Source organism: Burkholderia sp. AcTa6-5 (genome assembly GCF_017815075.1).
GTDB classification, from domain to species: Bacteria; Pseudomonadota; Gammaproteobacteria; order Burkholderiales; family Burkholderiaceae; genus Burkholderia; species Burkholderia sola.
Genome location: NZ_JAGIQE010000001.1, coordinates 336394 through 358009 on the forward strand (window position 1 = coordinate 336394; position 21616 = coordinate 358009).

The window sequence follows — 21616 nt, forward strand, 5'->3', positions numbered from 1 at the left end:
GACCGACGCCGCCGTCACCCGATCCGCCACCACCGCGGCAGCAAGTTGCGCACTTCGCGCCGTCGGTAACGGTCGTCGATCAGATGCACGACGCCCTCGTCTTGCTCGGTGCGGATCACGCGCCCGGCCGCCTGCACGACCTTCTGCAGCCCCGGATACAGGTACATGTAGTCGTAACCGTTGCCGAAGCGCGCGTCCATCGCGCGCCGCATCTGCTCGTTGATGTCGTTGACCTGCGGCAGCCCGAGCGTCGCGATGAACGCGCCGATCAGCCGCTCGCCGACCAGGTCGACGCCTTCCGAGAACGCCCCGCCCAGCACCGCGAAGCCGACGCCGCGTCCGCCCGCGTCGAAGCGCGCGAGAAACGCGTCGCGCTCGCTTTCGGCCATGCCGGGCGCCTGCGCCCACACGGGGACGTCCGGATGGCGCGTCTGCATCAGCGCGACCACGCGCCCGAGGTAGTCGAAGCTGCTCAGGAAGCCGAGATAGTTGCCGGGCCGTGCCGCGTATTGGGCGGCGATCAGGTCGGCGATCGGTTCGAGCGAACGATCGCGGTCGCGCCAGCGCGTCGACACGTGGCTCGCGACACGCACCGTCAGCTGCTCGGCGCGGAACGGCCCGTCGACGTCGAGCCAGCCCGTATCGCCGGGCAACCCCAGCGTGTCGCGATAGAAATGGAACGGGCTCAGCGTGCCCGAGAACAGCACGGTCGCACGCGCGGCTTCGTAGCGCGGCGCGAGGAAACCGGCAGGGATCACGTTGCGCACGCACAGCGTCGACTGGACGCGGCGTCGACGGCCGGCCGTCGCGACGCCGTCGAGCGCCGGCTGCCGCGGCATCGGTTCGCCCTGCAGCGTCGCGTCGAAGATCGACGCGCTGTCGAACGCCTCGGCCAGCACGCCGAACTGGATCGCCTCGAAATGAAAACGCAGCAGCGCGTCGCCGTTCGCGCGCGGCGCGTCGGTCAGGTGTTCGCCGATCGCCGCGACGAGGTTCTGCACGGCCGACACGATCGGGCCCGGCACGTCGGGATAAGCCGCATAGCGCTCGGCCTGCGCGCGATTGAGCGTGCCCCACGCGCGGGCGAGCCGGTCGAATGCCTTGCGCAACGCGGCCGGCGCGGCTTCGCGCGCGGCCGCGAACGCGAACGGATCGAGCGACGCGCTGTACATCTTGCGGGCGCGGTCGAGCAGGTTGTGCGCTTCGTCGACGAGCACGCCGACGCGCCACTGGTTCTGCTGCGCGAGCGTGTGCAGCATCGCGCTGCCGTCGTAGTAGTAGTTGTAGTCGCCGATCATCATGTCCGACCAGCGCGCGAGTTCCTGCGCCAGGTAGTACGGACAGACGTCGTGCGCGAGCGCGGCGGCGCGCACGGTATCGCGATCGAGCAGCCCGGCCTCGATCGCCGCGTCGCGCGCGGCCGGCAGCCGGTCGTAGAAGCCTTTCGCGAGCGGGCACGATTCGCCGTGGCACGCGAGGTCCGGATGCTCGCACGCCTTGTCGCGCGCGACGAGTTCCAGCACGCGCAACGGCAGCGCGGGCGTGCCGGCGCCGAGCGTCGTCGCCGCTTCGAGCGCGAGCGCGCGGCCGGGCGTTTTCGCGGTCAGGAAAAATACATGGTCGAGCTCGCCCTCGCCGCATGCCTTCAGCAGCGGGAACACGGTGCCGAGCGTCTTGCCGATGCCGGTCGGCGCCTGCGCCATCAGGCAGTGTTCGTTGCGCGCCGCGCGATAGACGGCCACCGCCAGCTCGCGCTGGCCGCTGCGGAACTGCCCGTGCGGGAACGCGAGCGCGCGCAGCGCCGCATCGCGCGCGGCGCGGTGGGCCGTCTCGCGTTCGGCCCAGCCGACGAAGCACGCGCACTGCTCGGCGAAGAACGTCGCGAGCGTGGCGGCATCCAGCGTTTCCGTCAGCACCGTCTCGCGCTCGGACACGATGTCGAAATACACGAGCGCGACGTCGATTGCCTCGAGGTCGCGCGCGTCGCACATCAGGTGCGCATAGACCTTCGCCTGCGCCCAGTGCAGCGCGCGATGGTTGGCCGGCATCGCGTCGAGGCTGCCGCGATAGGTCTTGATTTCCTCGAGCCGGTTCGCCACCGGATCGTAGCCGTCGGCGCGGCCGCGCACGGTGAGCGTGCCCCACGTGCCCGTCAGCGCGATCTCGGTTTCGTAGCGCGCGCCGCGCTTCGACGTGACCGCGCCGTGGCCGGCGATGCCTTCGAGCGCGGTCGGCGCGGGCGTGAAGCGCAGGTCGAGATCGCCGCGCCGCGCGGTGAACTCGCACATCGCCCGCACCGCGACCACGTAGCTCATGCGGACAACCCTGCCGCCTCGGCGTGCGCGACGTCGTCGCCGGCCCATTCGACGTCGACGACGCGCACCGGCATCCGGTGGGCGAGGCAGTACGCGAGCCAGCGCGTCTGGTTGTCCTGCAGCCGGTCGCCGGGGCCCTTCACCTCGATCAGCTCGTAGCGGCGCTCGTCGGGCCAGAAGCGGACGAGATCGGGCAAGCCGGACCGGTTGCTGCGGATATCCGCGAGCAGGCGCGTGAACCACAGCCGCAGGTGCTCGGGCGGCAGGCAGGCGAGCGCTTCGTCGAGCAGCGCGTCGGTCAGCACGCCCCAGAACACGAACGGCGACTGCAGCCCGGCCTTCGTCGCGAAATGCCGGCGGATCGTGTCGCGGTACGCGCCCGAATCGAGCTGCGCGAAGCAGGCGTCGAAGGCCGCCGCGCGGCGCACGGCGAAATCGGGTGCGTGCAAGTCGGCCGGGCCGCGCTGGAACGGGTGAAAGAATGCGCCGGGCACGGCCGCGAACACGGGCTCCCAGCACAGCAGTCCGAACAGCGAATTGATCAGCGTGTTTTCGACGTAGTGGACCGGCGAAGCCGGCTGCGCCAGATGGTCGCGCACCGCGAATTCGACGCTGATGGACGCGTCGGGACGCGCAAGCACGAGCGTCTCGCGCGGCACGTCCGCGGCAGCGGTCGCGCGTTCGACGCGCTGGCCGGCACGGCGCTGCAGGCGCGGCAGCATGCGTTCGACGCGCTGACGCTCCTCGTCGCTCTCGAAGCCGCCGCGGGCGTCGAGCGCCAGCGCGAGCGCGTCGTCGTCGCGCCCGCAGCGTTCGAGCACGCGGATTCGCCGGTGGCGGCTGCCGGGCCACGCGCTGCGCGCGTATGCGTCGAGTGCGGCGCACCAGTCGGCGCGGCGTTCGCACGCCTGGCCGAGCGCGAACAGCAACTTCGCGCGGCGCGTCGCGAGCCACGGTTGCGCGCAGTCGACTGCATCCAGCGCGCGGATCAGGTCGTCGAACGGCAGATCGTCGGGCCATGCATCGAGTGCGTCGCGGCACATCTGTAGCGCGAGATACGCGTCGACGTCGCCGCGCTGCTGGAACGCGCGCGACGATGGCGCGATCGGCACGCTTTCGTACTGGAACACGCCGAGATCGGCGAGCACGAATTCGCTCCAGTCCTGATGCAGATTGCCGAAGAACATCAGCCGCAGCCGGTCGCACAGCGCGCCGACCGTCACCCGTAACACCCGATCGCCGGGCTGCGCGCACCACGCGTCGAGCGGTTGCGCGACGTCGTGCGCGGGCCGCAGCCGGTCGAGCCAGTCGGCCTTGCGCTCGCCCGCATGCGCGGCGAGCGCCGGGAAGATGCGCAGCAGATCGGCCTTGGTGGACAGCGCGAACAGCTCGTCGAGCGTGAGCGCCGGCGCCGGATCGACCCAGCCGAGCGCGACGAGCGGCGCGGCGGCGTCGAGCGTGCAGCCGATCTCGTCGTACACGAGCTTGGTCGCGCGGAAATCGGACCCGTTGCGCATCAGCATCCGCACGAGCAGCGCGCGCGACGCCTGCGGCAGCGTCGCGAACTGCCGGACGAACGCATGCTCGTGCGCGTCGAACAGGTCGTCGTAACGCTCGCCGAGCCAGGCCAGCGCGCGTTCGAAATTGGTCAGGTAGTAAAACGCCGGAGGCGTCGGCGAGGCAGGCGTCACGGGGATCGATCACTGTACATTTGTACAGGTCGCAATCATATCAAATATGACGGGCAATGCCGCACGCGGCATCGCCCTTGCGCTGCCCGGCCGGTCAGAACTGGTAATTCACCGACATGTCGAACACGCCGTTGGTCGACTGCTGCGTGATCGGGCTGCGCGCCGCGCGGCCGACGAGCTGCTCGAGCGCGCCGTCCACCGTGACGAACCAGTGCTTGTTCACGAACCACACCATCGTCATGCCCACGCCGGCCGACTTGATCCCGGCCCCCGACGAATAGGCCGGCAGCCCGGAGCGCGCGGCCGCGCCCTGGTTCACGCCGAACCAGCTGTTCATGTAGCGGGAATCGGCGAACGTCACGGTCGGCCCCGCGAACCAGAAGAAGTGCTCGTTGCTGCCGGGCATCGGCATGTACGCGGAGAAATCGCCGGTCCAGCCGTTCGACCCGCCGATGCTGCGCCGGATGTCCGCGCGCAGCACGAGCGGGAAATCCTTCGAGACCACGTAGTCGGCCGCGAGCTTCATCACGGGCGCCGCGTTGATGTTGTCGAGACCGTTCAGGTGACCGAGATCGTCGGCCGACCGGCGCCCGAGGTCATAGCCGACCGACAAACTCACGCGCCAGTTCGGCCCGCGCAGCACGTTCGCGCCGAGGCCCTCGCCCGTCGACAGGAAGAACAGGTCGCGATAGCGGATGTCGAAATTCGGGCCGCCCATCACGCGATAGCGGTCGGAGCCCGCGTAGCGCGGCTGCAGCGTCATCGCGGCGCCGACGCTCACCTGCCACGTGGGGATGTTCGGATCGAAGAGTTTCTGGAGCGGTACACCCGCCGTGTATTGCCATTCGCCGAGCGGCGAAGGCGTCTGGGCCGACGCGTCGCGGGCGCCGGCGGCGGCGAGCGCCGCGAATGCCGACAGGCCGGATACGAACCGGCGTACGCCGGTGGACAGCAACAGGCGAGCAACAGTGGTCAAGGCGGTCTCCGTCGGTTGCACGAAACGAACCTGAGGGAAAGCGCGTCGCGCTTCATCGGCTGCAACGGCAGGCAGCCTGCGGCGCGAACGTAGCATGCGCTGAATTAACGGACATCCTACGCGACGCGCGCGCAGACGCAAAGCGCCCGTTGTGGGCGGGCACTTTGCCGGAAGCCGGCACGAGCCGGCGGACGAGTGCGGAATCAGAAACGCTCGACGTGATAGTCGCCGGCGAGCGCGGCCGGACTGCGGGTCGACATCATTCGCGAGAAGCCGTCGGCGAGCCGGCCGAGCGCGAGCTGCTTCTGGCTCGCGTCCCAGTGCGTGTAGGTGTCGTAGGCGGCATCGTCGAACGAAACGGTGACGGCGACCGGACGGCCGCTCGCGCGAAAGCCGATCTGCAGCACGCCGCCCGGCAATTCCTCGATGTGATAGCGGAGCGAACGCGATTCGAAATAGCGGCCCAGTACCTGAGCGATCGCGCGCTTGTCTGGCGATTGCACGTGAATGTCCATGACGGTCCTCCTTTTCAATGTTCGCGTGGCCGGTCGTGGCGCACGGCGCCCGCCCGGCATCCGCATCGGCGGCGGGTTCGACGGCGGATCGCCTTGCGGCAGCCCGTCGGGCACGGGCGGATCGACCGGGTCGTCGTGCCCGGGCGGCGGCGGATCCGGGTCGACGTCGGGTGTCGTCGGTTCGGGGCGGTGCAGCATGGATGGCGTGTTCATGTCACTCCTGCGCGGCGGCGCGCGCCGTTCAATGGCGAGGCGAGCCCTCGCAAGCGGCGTGCCTGCTGTCGCGCCCCTTGGCCGGTCGGCTCACGCGTCGTACGCCGCCATGACGAGCCACATCGTGCGCCCCTCGGCGGTCAGCTGCACGGCGAGCGCGAACGGATCGGACGGTTCGCATTGCGCGACGAGTGCCTGCTGCGCGCGTTCCGGGCCGTCGTAAACGGTGTCGTTCAGTTCGCGCACCTCGTCCTTGCCGTCGAACATGCGCCGCTCCGGCCGATAGAGCCGAGATTCGCGTTTCCACGTATCGAAACGCTCGCGCACATGGCCGAAATCGCCACCGCATACGTTCGCGTCGTAACGTATTCTTTCCCTGGCTGCATTCATCACGATGTCCTCTCGTCCATCCCGGACGCGTGCCGGCTGGTTCCGCCGGCTTGCAAACGCCGTGCCCCCGGCTGCCGCGGGTACGGCGCTTGCGGCTTCTCATCGACAAGGAGGTTCGACCATGACCGTATACTCCACCGGCCGCCGCGACGCCGTGTCACCGGCTGCCGGACTGCTCCGGCTCGCCTCGTCGCGTCCGCCGTCTGAAGACAAGACGGAGGAGCGCATCGACGAAGGGCTCGAGGAGACGTTTCCGGCCAGCGATCCGCCCGCCGTCGGCGGTGCGACGCGTATCGACCCCACCAAGCCGTCCGGCGAGCGCGAACGTCGCGCGCCGCACGTCCCTTCCCCGCCCCGCGATCACGGCTGACGGGGGCACCCGGCGCGCGTTGCGTGGCAGCGCAGCCCCGCGTCGGCTCAAATCAGGAGCGATCCGATGAAAGTCCTTGAACGCAGATGGCATGAAATCAGTGGCGCGGCCGGCGTGGCGGCGCTCGCCGCGATCGAAAGCGCGGTGGTGCTGGCAATCGTCACGATGACGGGCATCGGTCACTGACGCCCCCGTCGCCAGGCCGCGGCTGCCGCCGTGGAAGATGTACAAGCGCGATGGCAAATTTCTCCGTCGCCCGGCAAGCCAGGTGCAGGTGCGTTATCAGCGTGAACAGGCCTTGGCTCCGGTGTACGCGCCGTGCGCGTGGCACAAGCGGTGCTCCCGTATCGTCCCGATCACGAAGGAGGCGTTCATGTATCGCGTCAACGAGATCATGTCGCGCGACGTAGTGTGCGTCGCGCCGACCGACACGATTCGCCATGCGGCCGAATTGATGCAGCGCTTCGATATCGGCGTGCTGCCCGTTTGCGACGGCGCCGAGCTCGTCGCGATCGTGACCGATCGCGACCTCGCGGTGCGGGCGCTGTCGCACGGCCATTCGCCCGATACGCCGGTGCAGGCGGTCGCGTCCAGGCCCGTGCAGTGGTGCGTCGAGGACGACGGCGTCGGCGACGTTCAACAGCGGATGGCCGACGTGCAGCTGCACCGCTTGCCGGTGCTCGACCGCAGCCTGAAGCTCGTCGGCATGGTGTCGCTCGGCGACATCGCGACGCGCGCGGGCGGACCGGCGCGCGACGAGCTGGCCAATACGCTCGAGGACGTCTCGTTGCCGCGCCGCCGCTGACCGGCGCCCCGATCATCCCGCGGCCTGCCGCCCCGGCGCACTACCCGCGCGACGAGTCTGCGCGCGGGCCGGGCTGCCGCTTCGACCAGGAGGTTTTCGATGACAACGGACAAACCGTCGCGCGACGCCGCGCGCATCGTCGGCGCGAATCCGCGTACGGCCGCCGGCGGGCCGGGACCCGACGTGATGGCCGCCCGCACGCTCGAAGGCGATCGCGTGCTGACGATGGACGGCGACGACATCGGCAAGATCGCCCACATCATGCTCGACGTGCGCACCGGGCGGATCGCGTATGCGGTCGTGTCGTCCGGCGGTCTGCTCGGGATCGGCGACAAGCTGCTCGCGGTGCCGTGGAACGCGCTCGTTCTCGATGCCGAACGCGAATGCTTCGTGCTGCCCGTCGACACTGCACGTGTGCGCGAGGCGCCCGGCTTCGACAAGAGCTGCTGGCCGACGATGGCCGACCCCGAGTGGGCCGAAGCGCTGCATGCGTATTACGGCCGTTCGCCGTACTGGCTGATCGAGGAAGGCGAAACGGCGCTCGATTCGCCGCCGTACGAGGCGTCGCCGGGCGGCCCGGAAGACGGGTCGCGGCAGCACTGAACGCTATCCGAACTGTCCGCCCGAAAGCCGGTCACTGCGCGGTGGCCACCGCCGTCGCGAGTTGCCGCGCGGCGCCCAGATGCGCGTTCAGCGTGGGCAGCGTGCGGGCCGCGAATGCGCGTAGCTTCGCGTCGCGGCCCTCTTTCGCCTCGGCTTCGTAAAGCCGGACCGCCGCTTCGTGCGCGCGTGGGCCGGCCAGCGCCACATACGCCGTATCGAACGCGCGCCCGTTCTTCGCCCGCAATGCCGTCACGGCCGGGTCCACGAGCATACGCGTCTGGACCGGCACGCCCTTTTGCGCGCCAAGGTGCCGCAGTTCGTCCGCGATACGCGCGTGATCGTCGACCATCCGGCGCGCGAAGGCCTTCACGTCCGCGTTCGACGAGCGATCGAGCGCGAGCTGGCCGGCCTGCCGTTCCACCTTGCCGATCATGCCGGCCTTGTCGACGAACTCGGCGTCGATGCCGGTCGGCCGCTGCGTCATGCCGGCCTCGTCGGCGGTCGGGCCGGGGAGGATGACGCCCGGCGCGACCCGGGCGGACGAAGCCGGCGTCTGCGCGTGCGAAGCCGCGCACGCCAGGACACCGGCGATGGCCGTCAGCACGCTGCCCAGCGGCCGACGCGTGCGTTGCTCGATTCGGTTCGTTTTCGTCATCCGGGCCTCCGTGTGGAACGACGGAGCAGGGCCGGCCGCGCCGCTTGCCGTCACGCGGGACGATGGTCCGACGTGAAGAAATCCGTCCACGCGCCGTTGTGCCATGCGCCCTCGGTGCGCTCCACCGACAACGCGCCGGCCGCGAGCATCGTCCGCTCCGCGAACGTGATCGTGCGCCGCGTCACATGCGCGGCCAGCACGACGCCGTTTTCGCATTGCTTCAACGCGCCATGCCCCTCTGGCGCATCGCCGCGCATCTTGCCGAGCGCGCCGCACAACGCGCCGACATAGCCGCCCACGAGCGGCACGCCGATCCACGCGAGCGGCGAATGAAGGCCGCCGAGATACAGCAGCGCGGCCCCGGCGAGCCCGACGACCGCGCCGACGGCCACGCCTTCCAGCGCGCCGAGGCCGCCGGGCCGCGCGGCGGAGTCCGCATAGACGTCGCCGCCGAGCCAGAACAGCGCGTGCTGCCCGGGCGGATTGAGAAAGAAGACCTTCACGTCGTCCCGATGGATCGCGTGGCCGCGCAACTGCTCCGCGCAGCGTTCCGCCTGTTCGAGCCGCGAGAAGCGGCCCGCGATGATGGTGTCCATGTCGAACCTCCTGCCCGGTGACGCGCAGGGTCGCGGGCGCGCGACGCCCGATCGGTCCAGCGCTGGCCCGCGCATCACGTTACTTCCGGCGAATCTGCAGCTTGTCGCGCACGCCGCTCACGCCGCTGACGTCGTGCGCGACGCGGATGGCGGTCGCGCGTTGCCGCTCGTCGGGTACGTTGCCCGTGAGTTCGACCACGCGGTCGCGAACCTGCACGTCGATGTCGCTGGAGGCCAGGCCGCGTTCGGCGACGAGCGCGGCCCTGACGCGGGACGCGAGCGTCGCATCGCGGATCTGGCCCCCGACGGCCGACGCCTGGCTCGCCAGCTTCGCACGGGTGCTTTCGTCGGCCGATGCGTAGCGGGGCGTCGCGAACCATGCACACGACATCATCAGTATGCTCGCGATCGGCACGACCGGCGTCCTGCGTCGGGTGCGTGCCGGCTTGCCGTCCGTGCCGTCGCGCCGCGGGTTTTCCGTTGCGTCCATCGCGTCTCCTTTTTCGTATGTGCTCAGCGTCAGGCGACCGGCGTGCCGCGCCGTCCGTGTGCGCCGCTACTGCTCGCGCGGCTTCCCGCCGCTCCTGTCGTTCGGGTCGTCCGGTACGACGTCGACGATCACGCTCGCGAGCGTCGGCATGTCGACCGGCTTGCACAGATAGGCATCGAACCCGGCGGCCATCACGCGGCGCCGGTCTGCCTTGCCGGCGTGCGCGGTGACGGCGACGACCGGCAGATGCCCGCCGCCGTTCGGCAGGCGCCGGATCCGGTCCAGCAGCCAGTAACCGTCGCCGTCCGGCATCGCGAGATCCGACAGCACGACGCTCGGCTGCTGCCGCTCGACCGCCTCGAGCGCATCGTGCCCCGACTGCGCGGTCGATACCTGCGCGCCCATCGTTTCGAGCGCCACCGCGAGGCTCGTCCGCGACGTCGGGTCGTCGTCGACCACGAGCACGCGCTGGCCGTCGAGCGCGACCGTATCGGACATACGCTTCGCGCGTGGCGGCTGCTCCACCGGATCGTCGGCGTCCCAGCCGGCCGGCAGCGTCACCGTGACGGTCATGCCGCGCCCCGCCCCCGCGCTCGTCGCGACGACCTCGCCGCCATGCAGCTGCGCGATGTTGCGCACGATCGACAGGCCGAGCCCCAGGCCGCGCTTTGGCGACGTGAACGCGCCTTCCGGCCGGCTGAACGTGTCGAACAGGTGCGGCAGGTATTCCGGCGCGATGCCTTGCCCGGTATCGGAGACCGACAGCCGCACGCGCTCCCCGGCACGCGTGAGCGACACGTTGATGCGTCCGCCCGGCGGCGTGAACTTGATCGCGTTCGACAGCAGGTTCGACAGGACCTGGCGCAGGCGTTCGCCGTCCGCCGGAATCACGCAGGCCGGCATCGCGTACTCCGTCGACAGCACGAGCCCGTTCGCCTCGGCCGTCGCGTCGAGTTCGCGCGCGGCGTCGCGCACGATCCGCACGAGATCGACCGGCACGCGTTCCAGGCGCAGCCGGCCGGTCGCGAGGGACGACGCGTCGAGCAGGTCGGCGACCATGTGCGACAACGACCGCGCGCTGCGATCGATCGCGTCGACCGCCTGTTGCGCGAGGCCCTGCCCGTCGGCGTTGCGCAGCACCTCGACCCAGCCGTAGATCACGTTCAGCGGCGTGCGCAGTTCGTGCGACACCGTCGCCAGCAGTTCGTCCTTCAGCCGGTTCGACGCGTCGGCCTGCACGCGCGCGTCGCGCGCGCCGCGCAGCGAGCGCAGGTGGTGGCGTTCGCCCGCTTCGCGCAGCGTCAGCGACAGGCCCGTGCAGTTGCCCTGCGCGTCGACGAGCGGCGACGCGGCGAAGGTGGCGCGAAAACGGCCGCCGTCGGGGCGCACGCACAGGACGTCGAGCGGCCCGACCGGCGTGCGCAGGTTCGCGAACGACGCCGGCACCGCATGCCGGCGCAACCAGCGCGGCGCGATCATCGTGACGATGTCGCGTCCGCTCGCCTGTGCCGGATCGATGCCGAAGATGTGTGCCGCGGCCGGATTCCAGCTGACGATCCGGCGCTCGGCGTCGGTCCCGACGATCGCATCGGGCGACGCATCGACCACGCGGCGCAGCAGCCCGTCGTCGGACACGCACGCGACGGACGACGGCTCGCGATGCGGCGGAGACGGATCGTCGTCGTGGTCGCCGGTCCCGTGCGGACGATCGTTCGCGAGCAGCGGCTTCACCGCCGCCACCAGCACGCATTCGACGAAACCGATCGCGACGAACGCGCTGGCTTGCGCCAGCAGCGTAACCAGCGGCGCGTCGCGCCACCACAATGCGGAGATCACGCCGACGCTCGCGACGGTCGCGACGAGGCCGCCGCCGAACGACGTCAGCCATGCGGCGGCCGCCACGCCGGCATAAAAAGGCAGCGGCGCAAAGGGCGCGTGCTGGCCGACGGCCCGAATCGCCCACGCCTGCAGCGCGGACGCCAGCCCGACGGCCAGCACGACCCATGCACCCTGCCGGAACAACTCACGGGTCAGAGTCCTCATTGCGTCCTTGCATCGCGCCGGCTCCCGTCGTGCGGGGGGATGCCGCCTTTCGGCCATCCGGCATACCGTCGAGCGCGCCGGGCGAGCAGGAAAACGCCAGCAAACGACGTACCCGATGGTGGCCGCGCGCGGCGTTCCGGGGAACGGATGGCCGGCCCCCCCGCCCGCGTCGGCTGCGGCCCGGATGGGTGGCTGCCGGTGTTGCCACGCGCACCGTCGCAATGGGTCGCCGGCCGCTTTTTTCATCGAGTTTCTGTAAAAAAGCGCCGGTTATCACCTGACCGACGCGTCGTGCAAGGGTGCGCGAAAAACGATGGACGATTTCTTTCGCTCGCGCCGCGCACATTGGAATTTTCTATTCCGCGGCACCTTCGCGGTCGTTTCGCTGTCGATGATAAATATTGCAATCAACGGGACGCGTGATGCCGTTTTTCAAAACGGCCCGCGAACGCCTATGGGTGAATCCGCCAACCGGACGAAGCAGCGCGCAGACGGTCGCCGGCTGTCCGGCCGGTCCGCCGCGATGCGCGCGCTGCTCGCCCGTATCGACAAAATCGCGCCCACCCGCGCGAGCGTGATGATTGCCGGCGAAAGTGGGGTCGGCAAGGATATCGTCGCGCGCCGGCTGCACGATCTGAGCACGCGGCGCGACGGCCCGTTCGTGCCGATGAACTGCGGCGCGATTCCGGCCGATCTTGCCGAGGCGCAACTGTTCGGGCACGAGAAAGGCAGTTTTACCGGCGCGATCACGCAGCGCGAGGGTTTCTTCGAAGCCGCGCGCGGCGGCACGCTGTTGCTCGACGAGGTCGCGGAAATGCCCGCCGCGCTGCAGGTGAAACTGCTGCGGGCGATCGAGTCGAACACGATCGTACGCGTGGGCGGCACCGAATCGATTCCGCTCGACTTGCGGTTCGTGTCGGCCACCCGCCACAATCCGGCCGACGCGGTGCGCGACGGCCGGCTGCGCGAGGACCTGTTCTACCGGCTCGCCGCGTTCGCGATCTACGTGCCGCCGCTGCGCCAGCGCGACGGCGACGTCGAGACGATCGCGCAGGAATTCGTCGACACGCTGAACGCGCGGCATCGCGCGCACAAGCGGCTGACCGACGCGGCGATCGCAGCATTGCGCGCGTATTCGTGGCCCGGCAACGTGCGCGAACTGCACAACACGATCGAGCGCGCGTACATCCTGGCGGACGAAGGCATCGACGTCGCCCTGCCGAAGCAGCCGATGCCGGTGGCCGACAGCACGTCGGAAGGCGCGATGGCGCTGCCGGTCGGCGCGACGCTGCACCACGCGCAGCAGCACTTCATCGCGGCGACGCTGCGGCACTTCGACGGCAACAAGCCGCGCGCGGCCAAGGCGCTCGGCATCAGTCTGAAGACGCTCTACAACCGGCTCGCGCTGATGCGCGACCAGGACGGTTCGTAAGCGGCGCGGTCGGCCGCCGCGTCAGGCGACCTTGAACTGCCCGACCGTCGTCGCGAGCGCGTTCGCCTGCGACTGCAGCGCGGTGGCGGCCGCGGTCGACTGTTCGACGAGCGCCGCGTTCTGCTGCACCATCTCATCGAGCTGGCTGACCGCGCGGTTCACTTCCTGGATCCCGCGCGTCTGCTCGTTCGCCGCATGCGTGATCTCGGAGATGATGGTCGTCACGTTCGCCACGTTGGCCACGATCTCGCGCATCGTATCGCCGGCCTGGCGCACCTGCCCGGACCCGGCCGACACGCTCGCGACCGTCGACTCGACCAGCACCTTCACTTCGCGCGCGGCCTGGGCGCTGCGTTGCGCGAGGCTGCGCACTTCCTGCGCGACGACCGCGAAGCCGCGGCCCTGTTCGCCTGCCCGCGCCGCCTCGACGGCCGCGTTCAGCGCAAGGATGTTGGTCTGGAACGCGATCCCGTCGATCACGCCGATGATGTCGCCGATCCGGCCCGATGCTTCCTCGATCTTCCCCATCGTCGCGACGACGTCCGACACGACCACGCCGCCGTGCGACGCGATCCGCGACGCGGCCGCCGCGCGCTCGTCGGCCTGGCCGGCGGCCGCCGCCGACTGACCGACGGTCGCGGTGATCTCTTCCATCGACGCCGCGGTTTCCTCGAGGCTCGCCGCCGCCGATTCGGTACGCGACGACAGGTCCTGGTTGCCCGCCGCGATCTCGTTCGCGGCCGTGCGCACCGATTCGCTCGCGTCGCGGATCTGGCGCATCACGTCGTTCAGCTTGTCGACGAAGCTGTTGAACGAGCGCGCGATGTCGGCGACTTCGTCGCGGCCGTCGGCCGGCAGCCGCTTCGTCAGGTCGCCGGCGCCCGAGCCGATCGCGGCCATCGCCTGGCGCACCTGGGACAGGCGGCGGAACGCGGTCGCGGTGATCGCGCCGATGATCAGCGACGCCACGCCGACGATCACGATCAGCGTGATCAGCGACGCGGTCAGCAGCGAGCGCATCCCGGCCGTCGCCTCGGTCTTGTCGAGCAGCACCAGCGCGTACCAGTCGGTGCCCGGCACCGGCTTCGCGCGCACCAGCTTCGCGTCGCCGCCGACGCCGACCTCGACCGGCGCGTTCGCCGCCGCGATCGACGCCACGCCCAGCGAGCCGAGTTCGGGCGACACGTCGGCGACCGGCTTCAGCGTGAGCTTGGCGTCCGGGTGGGCGACGACGTGGCCGCTGCTGTCGACCAGCATCCCGAAGCTCGCCGGCGTCGGGCGGATCGACTTGACGTTGGCGATCACGCTGTCCATCGACAGGTCTGCGGCGACCACGCCCTTCAGCGCGCCGTCGCGCAGGATCGGCACCGCGAACGTGACGACGAGATTGCCCGTGCCGGCATCGACGTACGGCGGCGTGACGACCGGCTTGCCGGCCTGCGCGGCCTGCTTGTACCACGGGCGGCCCGTCGGGTCGTAGTCGGGCGGGATGCCGGTCGGGTCGGAGAAGTGGAACGCCTTGTCGGCATAGCCGGCATAGACGTTCGTGAAGCCGCCGGCCGCCGCCATCTGCTTGAACACAGGCAGCGGGTCGGGCGTCAGCGCGGCATCCTGCAGCGACGCGATCATCCGGCTGCGGGTCGCGACCCAATCGGCGATCCCGACCACGTGGCCGCTGGCGACGGAGGTCAGGTTGCGGTCGATCGCGTCGTCGTTGTACGCGCGTGCGATGAAATAGTTGATCAGGGTCGTGGCGACGAGCGCGAATACGACGATGGCGACGCACGCGGCAAGGATGCGGGCGCGAATGGACGAGAACATGGCAACGACTCGGTAAGAGAGCAGGAACGCCCGATTGGACGAATTCACCGTGTAAACGGCAAATCGGGCCACTTACTTGAGGTCGTTGTGACGATTCGATGAAACGTATGACGACAGGTGTCTGCGACTGCCAATAAATCGTCAGGATGGCCGGGTTCGACCTGCGTGCTGCCCGCCGGCTACTCCCTACAGCCGGTGGCGCGGACGTGGATCGGCGTCCGCGGGCGCCGCATCGGCCCGGGTGTCGCGGTCGAAGACGTCCTTCTGGCGCATCCGCTCGCGCAGGTGCCGGATCGCGAATACGTGGATGTAGTCGTGCACGCGCGCGCCGGACGACAGCGCACGCACTTCGTCGTCGAGCATCGCACGCAGCTGATCCGCGCCGATCGCGCGCCGTTCGGCGGCTTCCTTCAGTGAATCGAGCAAATTGTCCTTGGACATCGACAGACTCCTGACGGTCGAGGAACGAAAAGATGACGGTACTGGAAGCTTAAAGACTGGACAGACACGCGGCGTACGATGCGCCGGCGCGGGTTTGCGCGCGATCAACGGCACGTTGCGTGCCGCCGCGTCGATCCGTTTCCGAACCGTTCGCGCAGGTTCACGGTGCACATGGCCCGCGAACGAGACTGGATGGAAGCCTTGCCACGCCACCCCGGGGCGCGGCATGGGCGACGGGCGGCGGGTGGACCGCCGCGCGACGCCGATGCAGTGGGGAAACTTAGACCGTCCGAAATCATGCGTCAAGCGCCCGCCTTGCGATGCATTCGTCGGACGAACGCGGCGCTGCGGCCGATCATCCGCCGCGCGTGTCAGCGGATTCCGATAGCGCCGCGCAATTTCCTGACAGCGACTTCAGCGCGCGCCGCTTGGCAGCGCGCCGTCGCCACACGATACTGATCACATGAACCAGGCGTTCATACCGGAACATCGCTCAGTCGGCCATCGAGCCGGCACGCGGGGGCCGGCGCAGGAGACCAACCATGGCACATCGCACCTTACCGGGCCGGGACGGCCAGCGGCGCGCGTCGGGCAACGCGCGCGCCCTGCCCGCCCGGCCCGCGTCGGCCGGCAACCGTCCGTCCGACGACCTCGACACCTTGCTCGCGCTCGCACGCGAGGCCGGATTGCTCGTCACGCTCGACGGGCAGATCGGCCGCGAAAAGTATCAGAGCGTCGCGGGGTCCGTCCTCGCGTTGCAGCGATTCGCCGCGGCGCTGTCCGCGCGCAACGCGGCCGACGCGCCGGCCGCATCGGAGCCGCGTCGCAAGGCGCGCCCCGGGTGGCCCCATGCGAATCGTTTGCGCAGTCGCACGTGCAGCGTATGTGCGCCGCTCCATGTCGTGCGTCCGCATGCGCGGGTCCGTCGCTGCACGGGCCGCCGGCACGACCTGCGATCGATTCTTCGCTCCCTCTGATCTGCGCACGTCACCGGCGCACGGCACCGCGCCGTGCATGCGCGCTGTCCGCCGCGATCCGTATCGAAGCGACCGCGCGCGATGACGCGCGGCTCGACGCGGCCGCATTCCAGACGATTCGTACGGGGAAATGAATTCGGCGGGGCCAGGCGGAAAGCGGACGGGGTGACTTCCACCCCGCCCGTCCTCCAAGGCAACCGTCGGTTGCCTACCCTCGTGCCAGAGAGTTTCCGGTCGGATGGCGCGCCGGACACACACGCGGCGCGGCGCCCGAACATGATGTGGCGGCGAGTGCGACAGCGATCGCCTTTCATCGCCTTTCGCACGCCGGCGCGGCCTTGGTCCCGCATGCATGCGAAGGCCAGCCGCGTCGCGGGGACGCTCCCCCACTGTCTCACGCGACATGCGCCGCGTTTCTGATGCAGGTCAATCCATACCGCTTCGATCGCGACGACACGCGATTCATTCCGCACCGCGCACCAGCAGCACCGGCACCTGCGCGAGATGCGCGACCCGCCGCGCGACGCTGCCGATCAGCCAGGCGGCGATGCCGCGACGGCCATGCGTGCCGACCACCAGCAGCTCCGCCCGCCAGTGCACCGCATCGCGCATCAGTGCATGGGCCACGTCGTCGCTGGTCGGATGCGTTTCGACGATGCCGCGCTTGGTCGGGTTGCCTGTCGCATGAAACAGCGGGCCGATCTTAGCGAGCGCATCCTCGCCCTCTGCGCGGTACGCATCCTCGAGGGCGCGCACCGGCACGACATCGGTCAGACGAACCGCGCGATCGATCACGTACGCCGCATACAGCAACGTCGTCGGCGCCGCGAAGCCGAGCCCCACGCGCACCGCGTGCAGCGACGGCTCGCTGCCATCGACCGCGAACATCAGCCGCTGCAGCGTGCCGTCCGACGTCCGTGCATAGGCCGACGGCACGATCAGCAGCGCGCAGCGCGCGCGTTTCGTCAGCGTGTCCGACATCGCGCCTTCGACCAGCCGCAACAGCCCGTGATGCGGATTCGCGCCGATCGCCAGCACGTCCGCGTGCCACGTCGACGTATCGTTGACCAGTGCGTCGGCGACCGAGCCGCCCGTGACCGACGTGTCGACGACCACTTGTTCGACTTCGATCCCGCTGTCGGCGAACAGCGCCGCGATCCGCTCGCAGGTGGCCTGCGCGTCGCGCATCATGTCCTCGCGCGCCGACGTCAGCAGCGCGTCGATGCGCGGAATGTCGGGCAATACGAGACGCGGATTGTCGATCGCGCAAATGATGCGCAATCGCATGCCGGGACGCAGCAGCGTGCGCACGTAACGGGCGGCGGTCAGCGATTCGGGCGTCGGATCGACGGCCAGCGCGATTCGCGCGAGCGTCGGGATGGGCTGGGCAGGCTGCATGGCGAAGGTCTCCGTGCGTGCACGTCGTCGCCGGGCGACGACGGGGCGTTTCGCGCGGCGGCCGGACAGCCGCTACGGTCAGGGATCGGCGGGATGCCACGCGAAGCGCGGACAAGCAATGCGTTCGTTCAGCATAGGCCGTCCGGCCCGCGCGTGCATGATCGCGATCAACGATCGCGAACGGTCGCGCGGCACCCTGCCCGCGCGGCTTACGACTTCGTCGGCACCGACGCAGCCGGACGGTTCGCGTAGAACAGCATGTACGCGATGCCGAGCAGCACGATCCACACCGGCCCGATCACGAGCGCGACGCGCGTATCGGGCGTGAACGCCATCAGCACGACGACCAGCATGAGAAAGCCAAGCGCGACGAACGAACCGAGCGGAAAGAGCGGCACGCGGATCGGCAGGCGCGCGATCTGGTCGGCCGACAGCGTGCGACGAAAACGCATCTGCGCGATCAGGATGACGCACCACGTCCAGATCGCGCCGAACGTCGACACCGACGTGAGCCACGTAAACACGTGCTGCGGCGCGAGATAGTTGAGTAACACGCCGATCAGCAGTAGCGCGACCGACACGGCCACGCCATACACGGGCACGCCGCTGCGGTTCACGCGACCGAGCGCGGCCGGCGCCTGGCCCTGCTGCGCGAGGTTGTAGAGCATCCGCGCGGTGCTGAACAGGCCGCTGTTGCACGACGACAGCGCCGCGGTCAGCACGACGAAGTTGATGATGCCGGCGGCGGCCGGAATGCCGAGCCGCGAGAACGTCATCACGAACGGGCTGCCCTGCGTGCCGATCTGGTCCCACGGATAGAGCGACATGATCACGAACAGCGCGCCGATGTAGAAAATCAGCACGCGCCAGAACACCGAATTCACGGCCTTCGTCAGCGACTTCTCCGGATTGCGCGCCTCGCCAGCCGTGAGGCCGAGCATCTCGACGCCGAGATACGCGAACATCACGATCGGCAGCGCGGCGATCACGCCGTTGATTCCGTTCGGCATGAAGCCGCCGTGCGACCACAGGTTCGAGATGCCGGTCGCGATGCCGCCGTTGCCGATGCCGAACGCGATCATCAACCCGCCGCCGACGATCATCAGCACGATCGTGACGATCTTGATCAGCGCGAACCAGAATTCGAATTCGCCATACAGTTTGACCGCGATGAAGTTCACCGAGCCCATCGCCAGCAACGCCGCGAGCGCCCAGATCCAGTTCGGCACGCCGGGAAACCACATGTGCATGTAGACGCCGACCGCGGTGATTTCCGCCATGCAGGTGACGATCCACACGAACCAGTAGGTCCAGCCGGTCAGATAACCGGCGAGCGGGCCGAGGTAGTCGCGCGCGTAGCGGCTGAATGCGCCGGCGACCGGATTGGTGATCGCCATCTCGCCGAGCGCGCGCATGATCAGGAAGATCGCGAGGCCGCCGAGCAGGTAGGTCAGCAGGATGGCTGGGCCGGCCGTGCGGATCGCGGTGGCCGAGCCGAGGAACAGGCCGACGCCGATCGTCGCGCCGAGCGCCATCAGGTTGATGTGGCGTTCTTCCAGCCCGCGGTGCAACTGGTCTTCAGGTTGTTTCAAATTCGTCTCCTGGCAGCCGCGAGCGGGCCGCCGTCATTGTGTCGATGACCATGCGCGACCGTTCATGCCGATTTTGGCGGCCGAAAACGAAATAATCCCCGCTGTCGATTCCCGAATGAGAAACGACACGGATGCCGCGTCAATTCGGTTGGAATTGGCGCGGATTATCCGCATTTCACCGAACAAGCCGGAAATACGGATAGGGTCTTTTCACGGAATACACCCGAGCGCCCCGCGCGACGCGGCTGTGCGCGTGACGAGCGGTAACGGGATCCATCGCTTTCGGCGCGAACGAACGCGCGTCGAATGTGCGCAATCAAGCGCACGCAATATGCAGGCGGGATTATAGGGAGGATCGGCGGCTTCACGCCAGGCGATTTTGGGGAAAATCGCGGTGGGGGAAGCGGCGGTTGAATTTGAATGCGAGGGACGCGGCGTACGTATTTACGGCCTGCGGATTTATTTCGACAACGTCGCCCGCACCGTATATTCGCCTTCCAGCCCGCCCTGCTCGGGCCGCACGAAATACCGCGACGAATCCAGATCGGCCGGCAGCGGCTCGACCGGATAACCGTGCTTTTCCCACGCATCGAGCCCGCCCTTCAGCGCGCGGACGTTGTGGATCATCTTCTTGCGCTGCATCTTCGCGATCAGGCGCTTCGCGGTCGCTTCGTTCGGGCACACGCAATAGACGACGATCGGCCGCTTCAACACTTCGGGGTCGAGCAGGTCCGGCGAATCGAGATCGACCGGCACCGCGCCGGCAATCCGGTACGGCTCGCGTTCGCGAATCGCCTTCGGCCGCGCGTCGAAGATCAGCGGCGGCTCGTCGGACGTCATCATTTCGACGAGCTGCGGCGGCGAGATGCGCACCTGCGCGAGATAGCGGCGGAACTGCACGCGGCGCACCCAGCGGTACAGCAGGAACGTGATGAAGATCGCGAGGAACGCGTCGAGGATCGTGCCGCCGCTCGCGCGCACCCACAGCACGAACTGGACGATCTGGTCGTGAATGGCCGCGCCGCCGATCAGCCAGAACGCCGCCCACAGCGACGCGCCGGCCAGATCCCAGAACAGGAACACACCGATGCCGATCGCGGTCGTGCCGAGCAGCGGCGCCGATACGAGGCCAAGGCCCGGCAGGAATTTCGACAGCACGAGCAGCGGCGCACCATACCTTTCGAATACGTTACGCGCGAAACGCAGCGTCGTGTCGAGCGACAGCGAGAAGCGCACGAGGCCGTTCAGCAGGCGCCGGCCACGCGTGCGGCCCATGAAGAACCACAGCGAATCGGCCAGCATCGTCGCGCCGATCGCCGCCGCGAACATGCTGACCCAGGACGCCTGCCCCATCGCCGCCATCGTGCCGCCGAGAATCAGCATCGGCACGGCCGGCACCGGCACGCCGAGCTGCGTGATCAACACGCTCGCGAACACGGCCCACGGGCCGAGCGACGATGGAATTGCGATGGGAAAGTGCCACACGGCGGCGCTCCTGGAAGACATGCGGGCCGCGCGACAGGGCCGTCGGTACGGCGGCGCAACGGCCACCGCGGCATGTCCGCGACCAACCGGTGCATCCTGCGCATTCTAAACGGGTTTGGCCTCGACCGCGCGGAACACGGGCCGTCCGCACGGGCTTTGCGCCCGGCGTGACGCGACCGTGACGGTCACACGTCCGGGCGCTGCGCGAGTTGCGCGACATGTTCCGCGTAGTCGGGAAACTCGGCCGCGAGCGCGGCCGCGTCCGCCAGCTCGAATTCCGAGAATTCGAACCCCGGCGCCACCGTGCAGCCAACGAGCGCGACGTGCTCCGGCGACGCGCAGCGCGCGCCGAACCAGCTGCCGGCCGGCACGACCGCCTGGAACACGGTGCCCGGATGCGTGAGCGGGTTGCCGAGCCGGTGGATCGTCAGCCCGTCGCGCGCGTCGAGCACCCACACTTCGATCGGATCGCCTGCGTAGAAATGCCAGACCTCGTCGGAGCGGATGCGATGCCACGACGAATACGTGCCGTCGCACAGCAGGTAGTAGATCGCGGTCGACGCGGCACGTGGCGCGCCGTCGGCCGGACGCACGACCGAATCGGTCGCGCGGTAGGTTTCACGGAAATAGCCGCCTTCGGGATGCGGCTGCAGGTCGAACTGGCGAATCAGGTCGGTCGCGGAAATCGGCATGGCGGATGACGTCGGTAAGGGTGAAAACCGGCATCCGGCGGGGTTGCACGACCCTCATTCTTGCGATCGCGTGCCGCCGGATGTCCCTGCGTCGATCGCCGCGGCCATGCGCGCGG

Annotated in this window: 20 protein-coding genes; 5 read left to right on the top strand and 15 right to left on the bottom strand. The window is 69.1% G+C overall.

Annotated features, from left to right (window positions below; translation table 11 throughout):
• Window positions 1-14: 14 nt before the first annotated feature.
• The 5 genes from J8I33_RS01400 to J8I33_RS01420 all read right to left on the bottom strand — a co-directional run bounded on the left by J8I33_RS01400 (window position 15) and on the right by J8I33_RS01420 (window position 6100).
• The gene (locus J8I33_RS01400) at window positions 15-2315 is read right to left on the bottom strand and encodes an ATP-dependent DNA helicase (protein WP_124554270.1); all 2301 of its coding nucleotides are present in this window, start codon (window positions 2313-2315) and stop codon (window positions 15-17) included.
• Entirely contained in the window at window positions 2312-4006 is a 1695-nt protein-coding gene (locus J8I33_RS01405) for a VRR-NUC domain-containing protein (protein WP_209932703.1), read from the bottom strand. Before J8I33_RS01405 ends, J8I33_RS01400 begins: the two co-directional genes overlap by 4 nt.
• Before the next feature lie 94 nt (window positions 4007-4100).
• Window positions 4101-4982, bottom strand: a complete 882-nt coding sequence (locus tag J8I33_RS01410) for a MipA/OmpV family protein (RefSeq protein ID WP_124554268.1) — start codon at window positions 4980-4982, stop codon at window positions 4101-4103.
• 203 nt (window positions 4983-5185) lie between these two features.
• Entirely contained in the window at window positions 5186-5497 is a 312-nt protein-coding gene (locus tag J8I33_RS01415) for a hypothetical protein (protein WP_041492268.1), read from the bottom strand.
• A 303-nt stretch (window positions 5498-5800) separates the two neighbouring features.
• Window positions 5801-6100, bottom strand: a complete 300-nt coding sequence (locus J8I33_RS01420) for a hypothetical protein (protein ID WP_050011058.1) — start codon at window positions 6098-6100, stop codon at window positions 5801-5803.
• 121 nt (window positions 6101-6221) lie between these two features.
• On the opposite strand from J8I33_RS01420, the gene J8I33_RS01425 reads away from it, so the two are divergent.
• The 3 genes from J8I33_RS01425 (at window position 6222) to J8I33_RS01435 (ending at window position 7878) form a co-directional block, all read left to right on the top strand.
• Complete coding sequence (locus tag J8I33_RS01425) at window positions 6222-6470, top strand: hypothetical protein (RefSeq protein ID WP_089489373.1); 249 nt, start codon at window positions 6222-6224, stop codon at window positions 6468-6470.
• A 373-nt stretch (window positions 6471-6843) separates the two neighbouring features.
• Window positions 6844-7275, top strand: a complete 432-nt coding sequence (locus J8I33_RS01430) for a CBS domain-containing protein (protein WP_012340039.1) — start codon at window positions 6844-6846, stop codon at window positions 7273-7275.
• 99 nt (window positions 7276-7374) lie between these two features.
• On the top strand, window positions 7375-7878 hold the full coding sequence (locus J8I33_RS01435; RefSeq protein ID WP_209932705.1) for a PRC-barrel domain-containing protein: 504 nt from the start codon (window positions 7375-7377) through the stop codon (window positions 7876-7878).
• A 31-nt stretch (window positions 7879-7909) separates the two neighbouring features.
• On the opposite strand, the gene J8I33_RS01440 is transcribed toward J8I33_RS01435, so the two are convergent.
• The 4 genes from J8I33_RS01440 to J8I33_RS01455 form a co-directional block, all read right to left on the bottom strand.
• Window positions 7910-8533, bottom strand: a complete 624-nt coding sequence (locus J8I33_RS01440) for a DUF4142 domain-containing protein (RefSeq protein WP_209932707.1) — start codon at window positions 8531-8533, stop codon at window positions 7910-7912.
• Between the two features lie 50 nt (window positions 8534-8583).
• The gene (locus J8I33_RS01445) at window positions 8584-9129 is read right to left on the bottom strand and encodes a hypothetical protein (protein ID WP_209932709.1); all 546 of its coding nucleotides are present in this window, start codon (window positions 9127-9129) and stop codon (window positions 8584-8586) included.
• 79 nt (window positions 9130-9208) lie between these two features.
• Window positions 9209-9619 (bottom strand): BON domain-containing protein, encoded by a 411-nt coding sequence (locus J8I33_RS01450; RefSeq protein ID WP_209925185.1) that lies wholly within the window; start codon window positions 9617-9619, stop codon window positions 9209-9211.
• 66 nt (window positions 9620-9685) lie between these two features.
• Window positions 9686-11662 (bottom strand): ATP-binding protein, encoded by a 1977-nt coding sequence (locus J8I33_RS01455; protein WP_209932711.1) that lies wholly within the window; start codon window positions 11660-11662, stop codon window positions 9686-9688.
• A gap of 391 nt (window positions 11663-12053) precedes the next feature.
• On the opposite strand from J8I33_RS01455, the gene J8I33_RS01460 reads away from it, so the two are divergent.
• The gene (locus J8I33_RS01460; RefSeq protein WP_209932713.1) at window positions 12054-13094 is read left to right on the top strand and encodes a sigma-54 dependent transcriptional regulator; all 1041 of its coding nucleotides are present in this window, start codon (window positions 12054-12056) and stop codon (window positions 13092-13094) included.
• A gap of 21 nt (window positions 13095-13115) precedes the next feature.
• Here J8I33_RS01460 and J8I33_RS01465 read toward each other — a convergent pair whose 3' ends face one another.
• Entirely contained in the window at window positions 13116-14915 is a 1800-nt protein-coding gene (locus tag J8I33_RS01465) for a methyl-accepting chemotaxis protein (protein WP_089489369.1), read from the bottom strand.
• Between the two features lie 186 nt (window positions 14916-15101).
• Window positions 15102-15356 carry a DUF3562 domain-containing protein gene (locus tag J8I33_RS01470; protein ID WP_050011051.1) on the bottom strand — a complete coding sequence of 85 codons (255 nt, stop codon included), beginning with the start codon at window positions 15354-15356 and terminating at the stop codon, window positions 15102-15104.
• A 542-nt stretch (window positions 15357-15898) separates the two neighbouring features.
• Here J8I33_RS01470 and J8I33_RS01475 point away from each other — a divergent pair.
• Window positions 15899-16333 carry a hypothetical protein gene (locus tag J8I33_RS01475; protein WP_050011050.1) on the top strand — a complete coding sequence of 145 codons (435 nt, stop codon included), beginning with the start codon at window positions 15899-15901 and terminating at the stop codon, window positions 16331-16333.
• A 462-nt stretch (window positions 16334-16795) separates the two neighbouring features.
• Here the strand turns inward: J8I33_RS01475 and J8I33_RS01480 are convergent, their stop codons facing one another.
• The 4 genes from J8I33_RS01480 to J8I33_RS01495 form a co-directional block, all read right to left on the bottom strand.
• On the bottom strand, window positions 16796-17731 hold the full coding sequence (locus J8I33_RS01480; protein WP_089489367.1) for a universal stress protein: 936 nt from the start codon (window positions 17729-17731) through the stop codon (window positions 16796-16798).
• A gap of 209 nt (window positions 17732-17940) precedes the next feature.
• Window positions 17941-19323 carry an amino acid permease gene (locus tag J8I33_RS01485; RefSeq protein WP_209932719.1) on the bottom strand — a complete coding sequence of 461 codons (1383 nt, stop codon included), beginning with the start codon at window positions 19321-19323 and terminating at the stop codon, window positions 17941-17943.
• Between the two features lie 459 nt (window positions 19324-19782).
• Complete coding sequence (locus J8I33_RS01490) at window positions 19783-20808, bottom strand: DedA family protein/thiosulfate sulfurtransferase GlpE (RefSeq protein ID WP_209932721.1); 1026 nt, start codon at window positions 20806-20808, stop codon at window positions 19783-19785.
• Between the two features lie 185 nt (window positions 20809-20993).
• Window positions 20994-21500, bottom strand: a complete 507-nt coding sequence (locus J8I33_RS01495) for a cupin domain-containing protein (RefSeq protein WP_209932722.1) — start codon at window positions 21498-21500, stop codon at window positions 20994-20996.
• Window positions 21501-21616 lie beyond the last annotated feature (116 nt).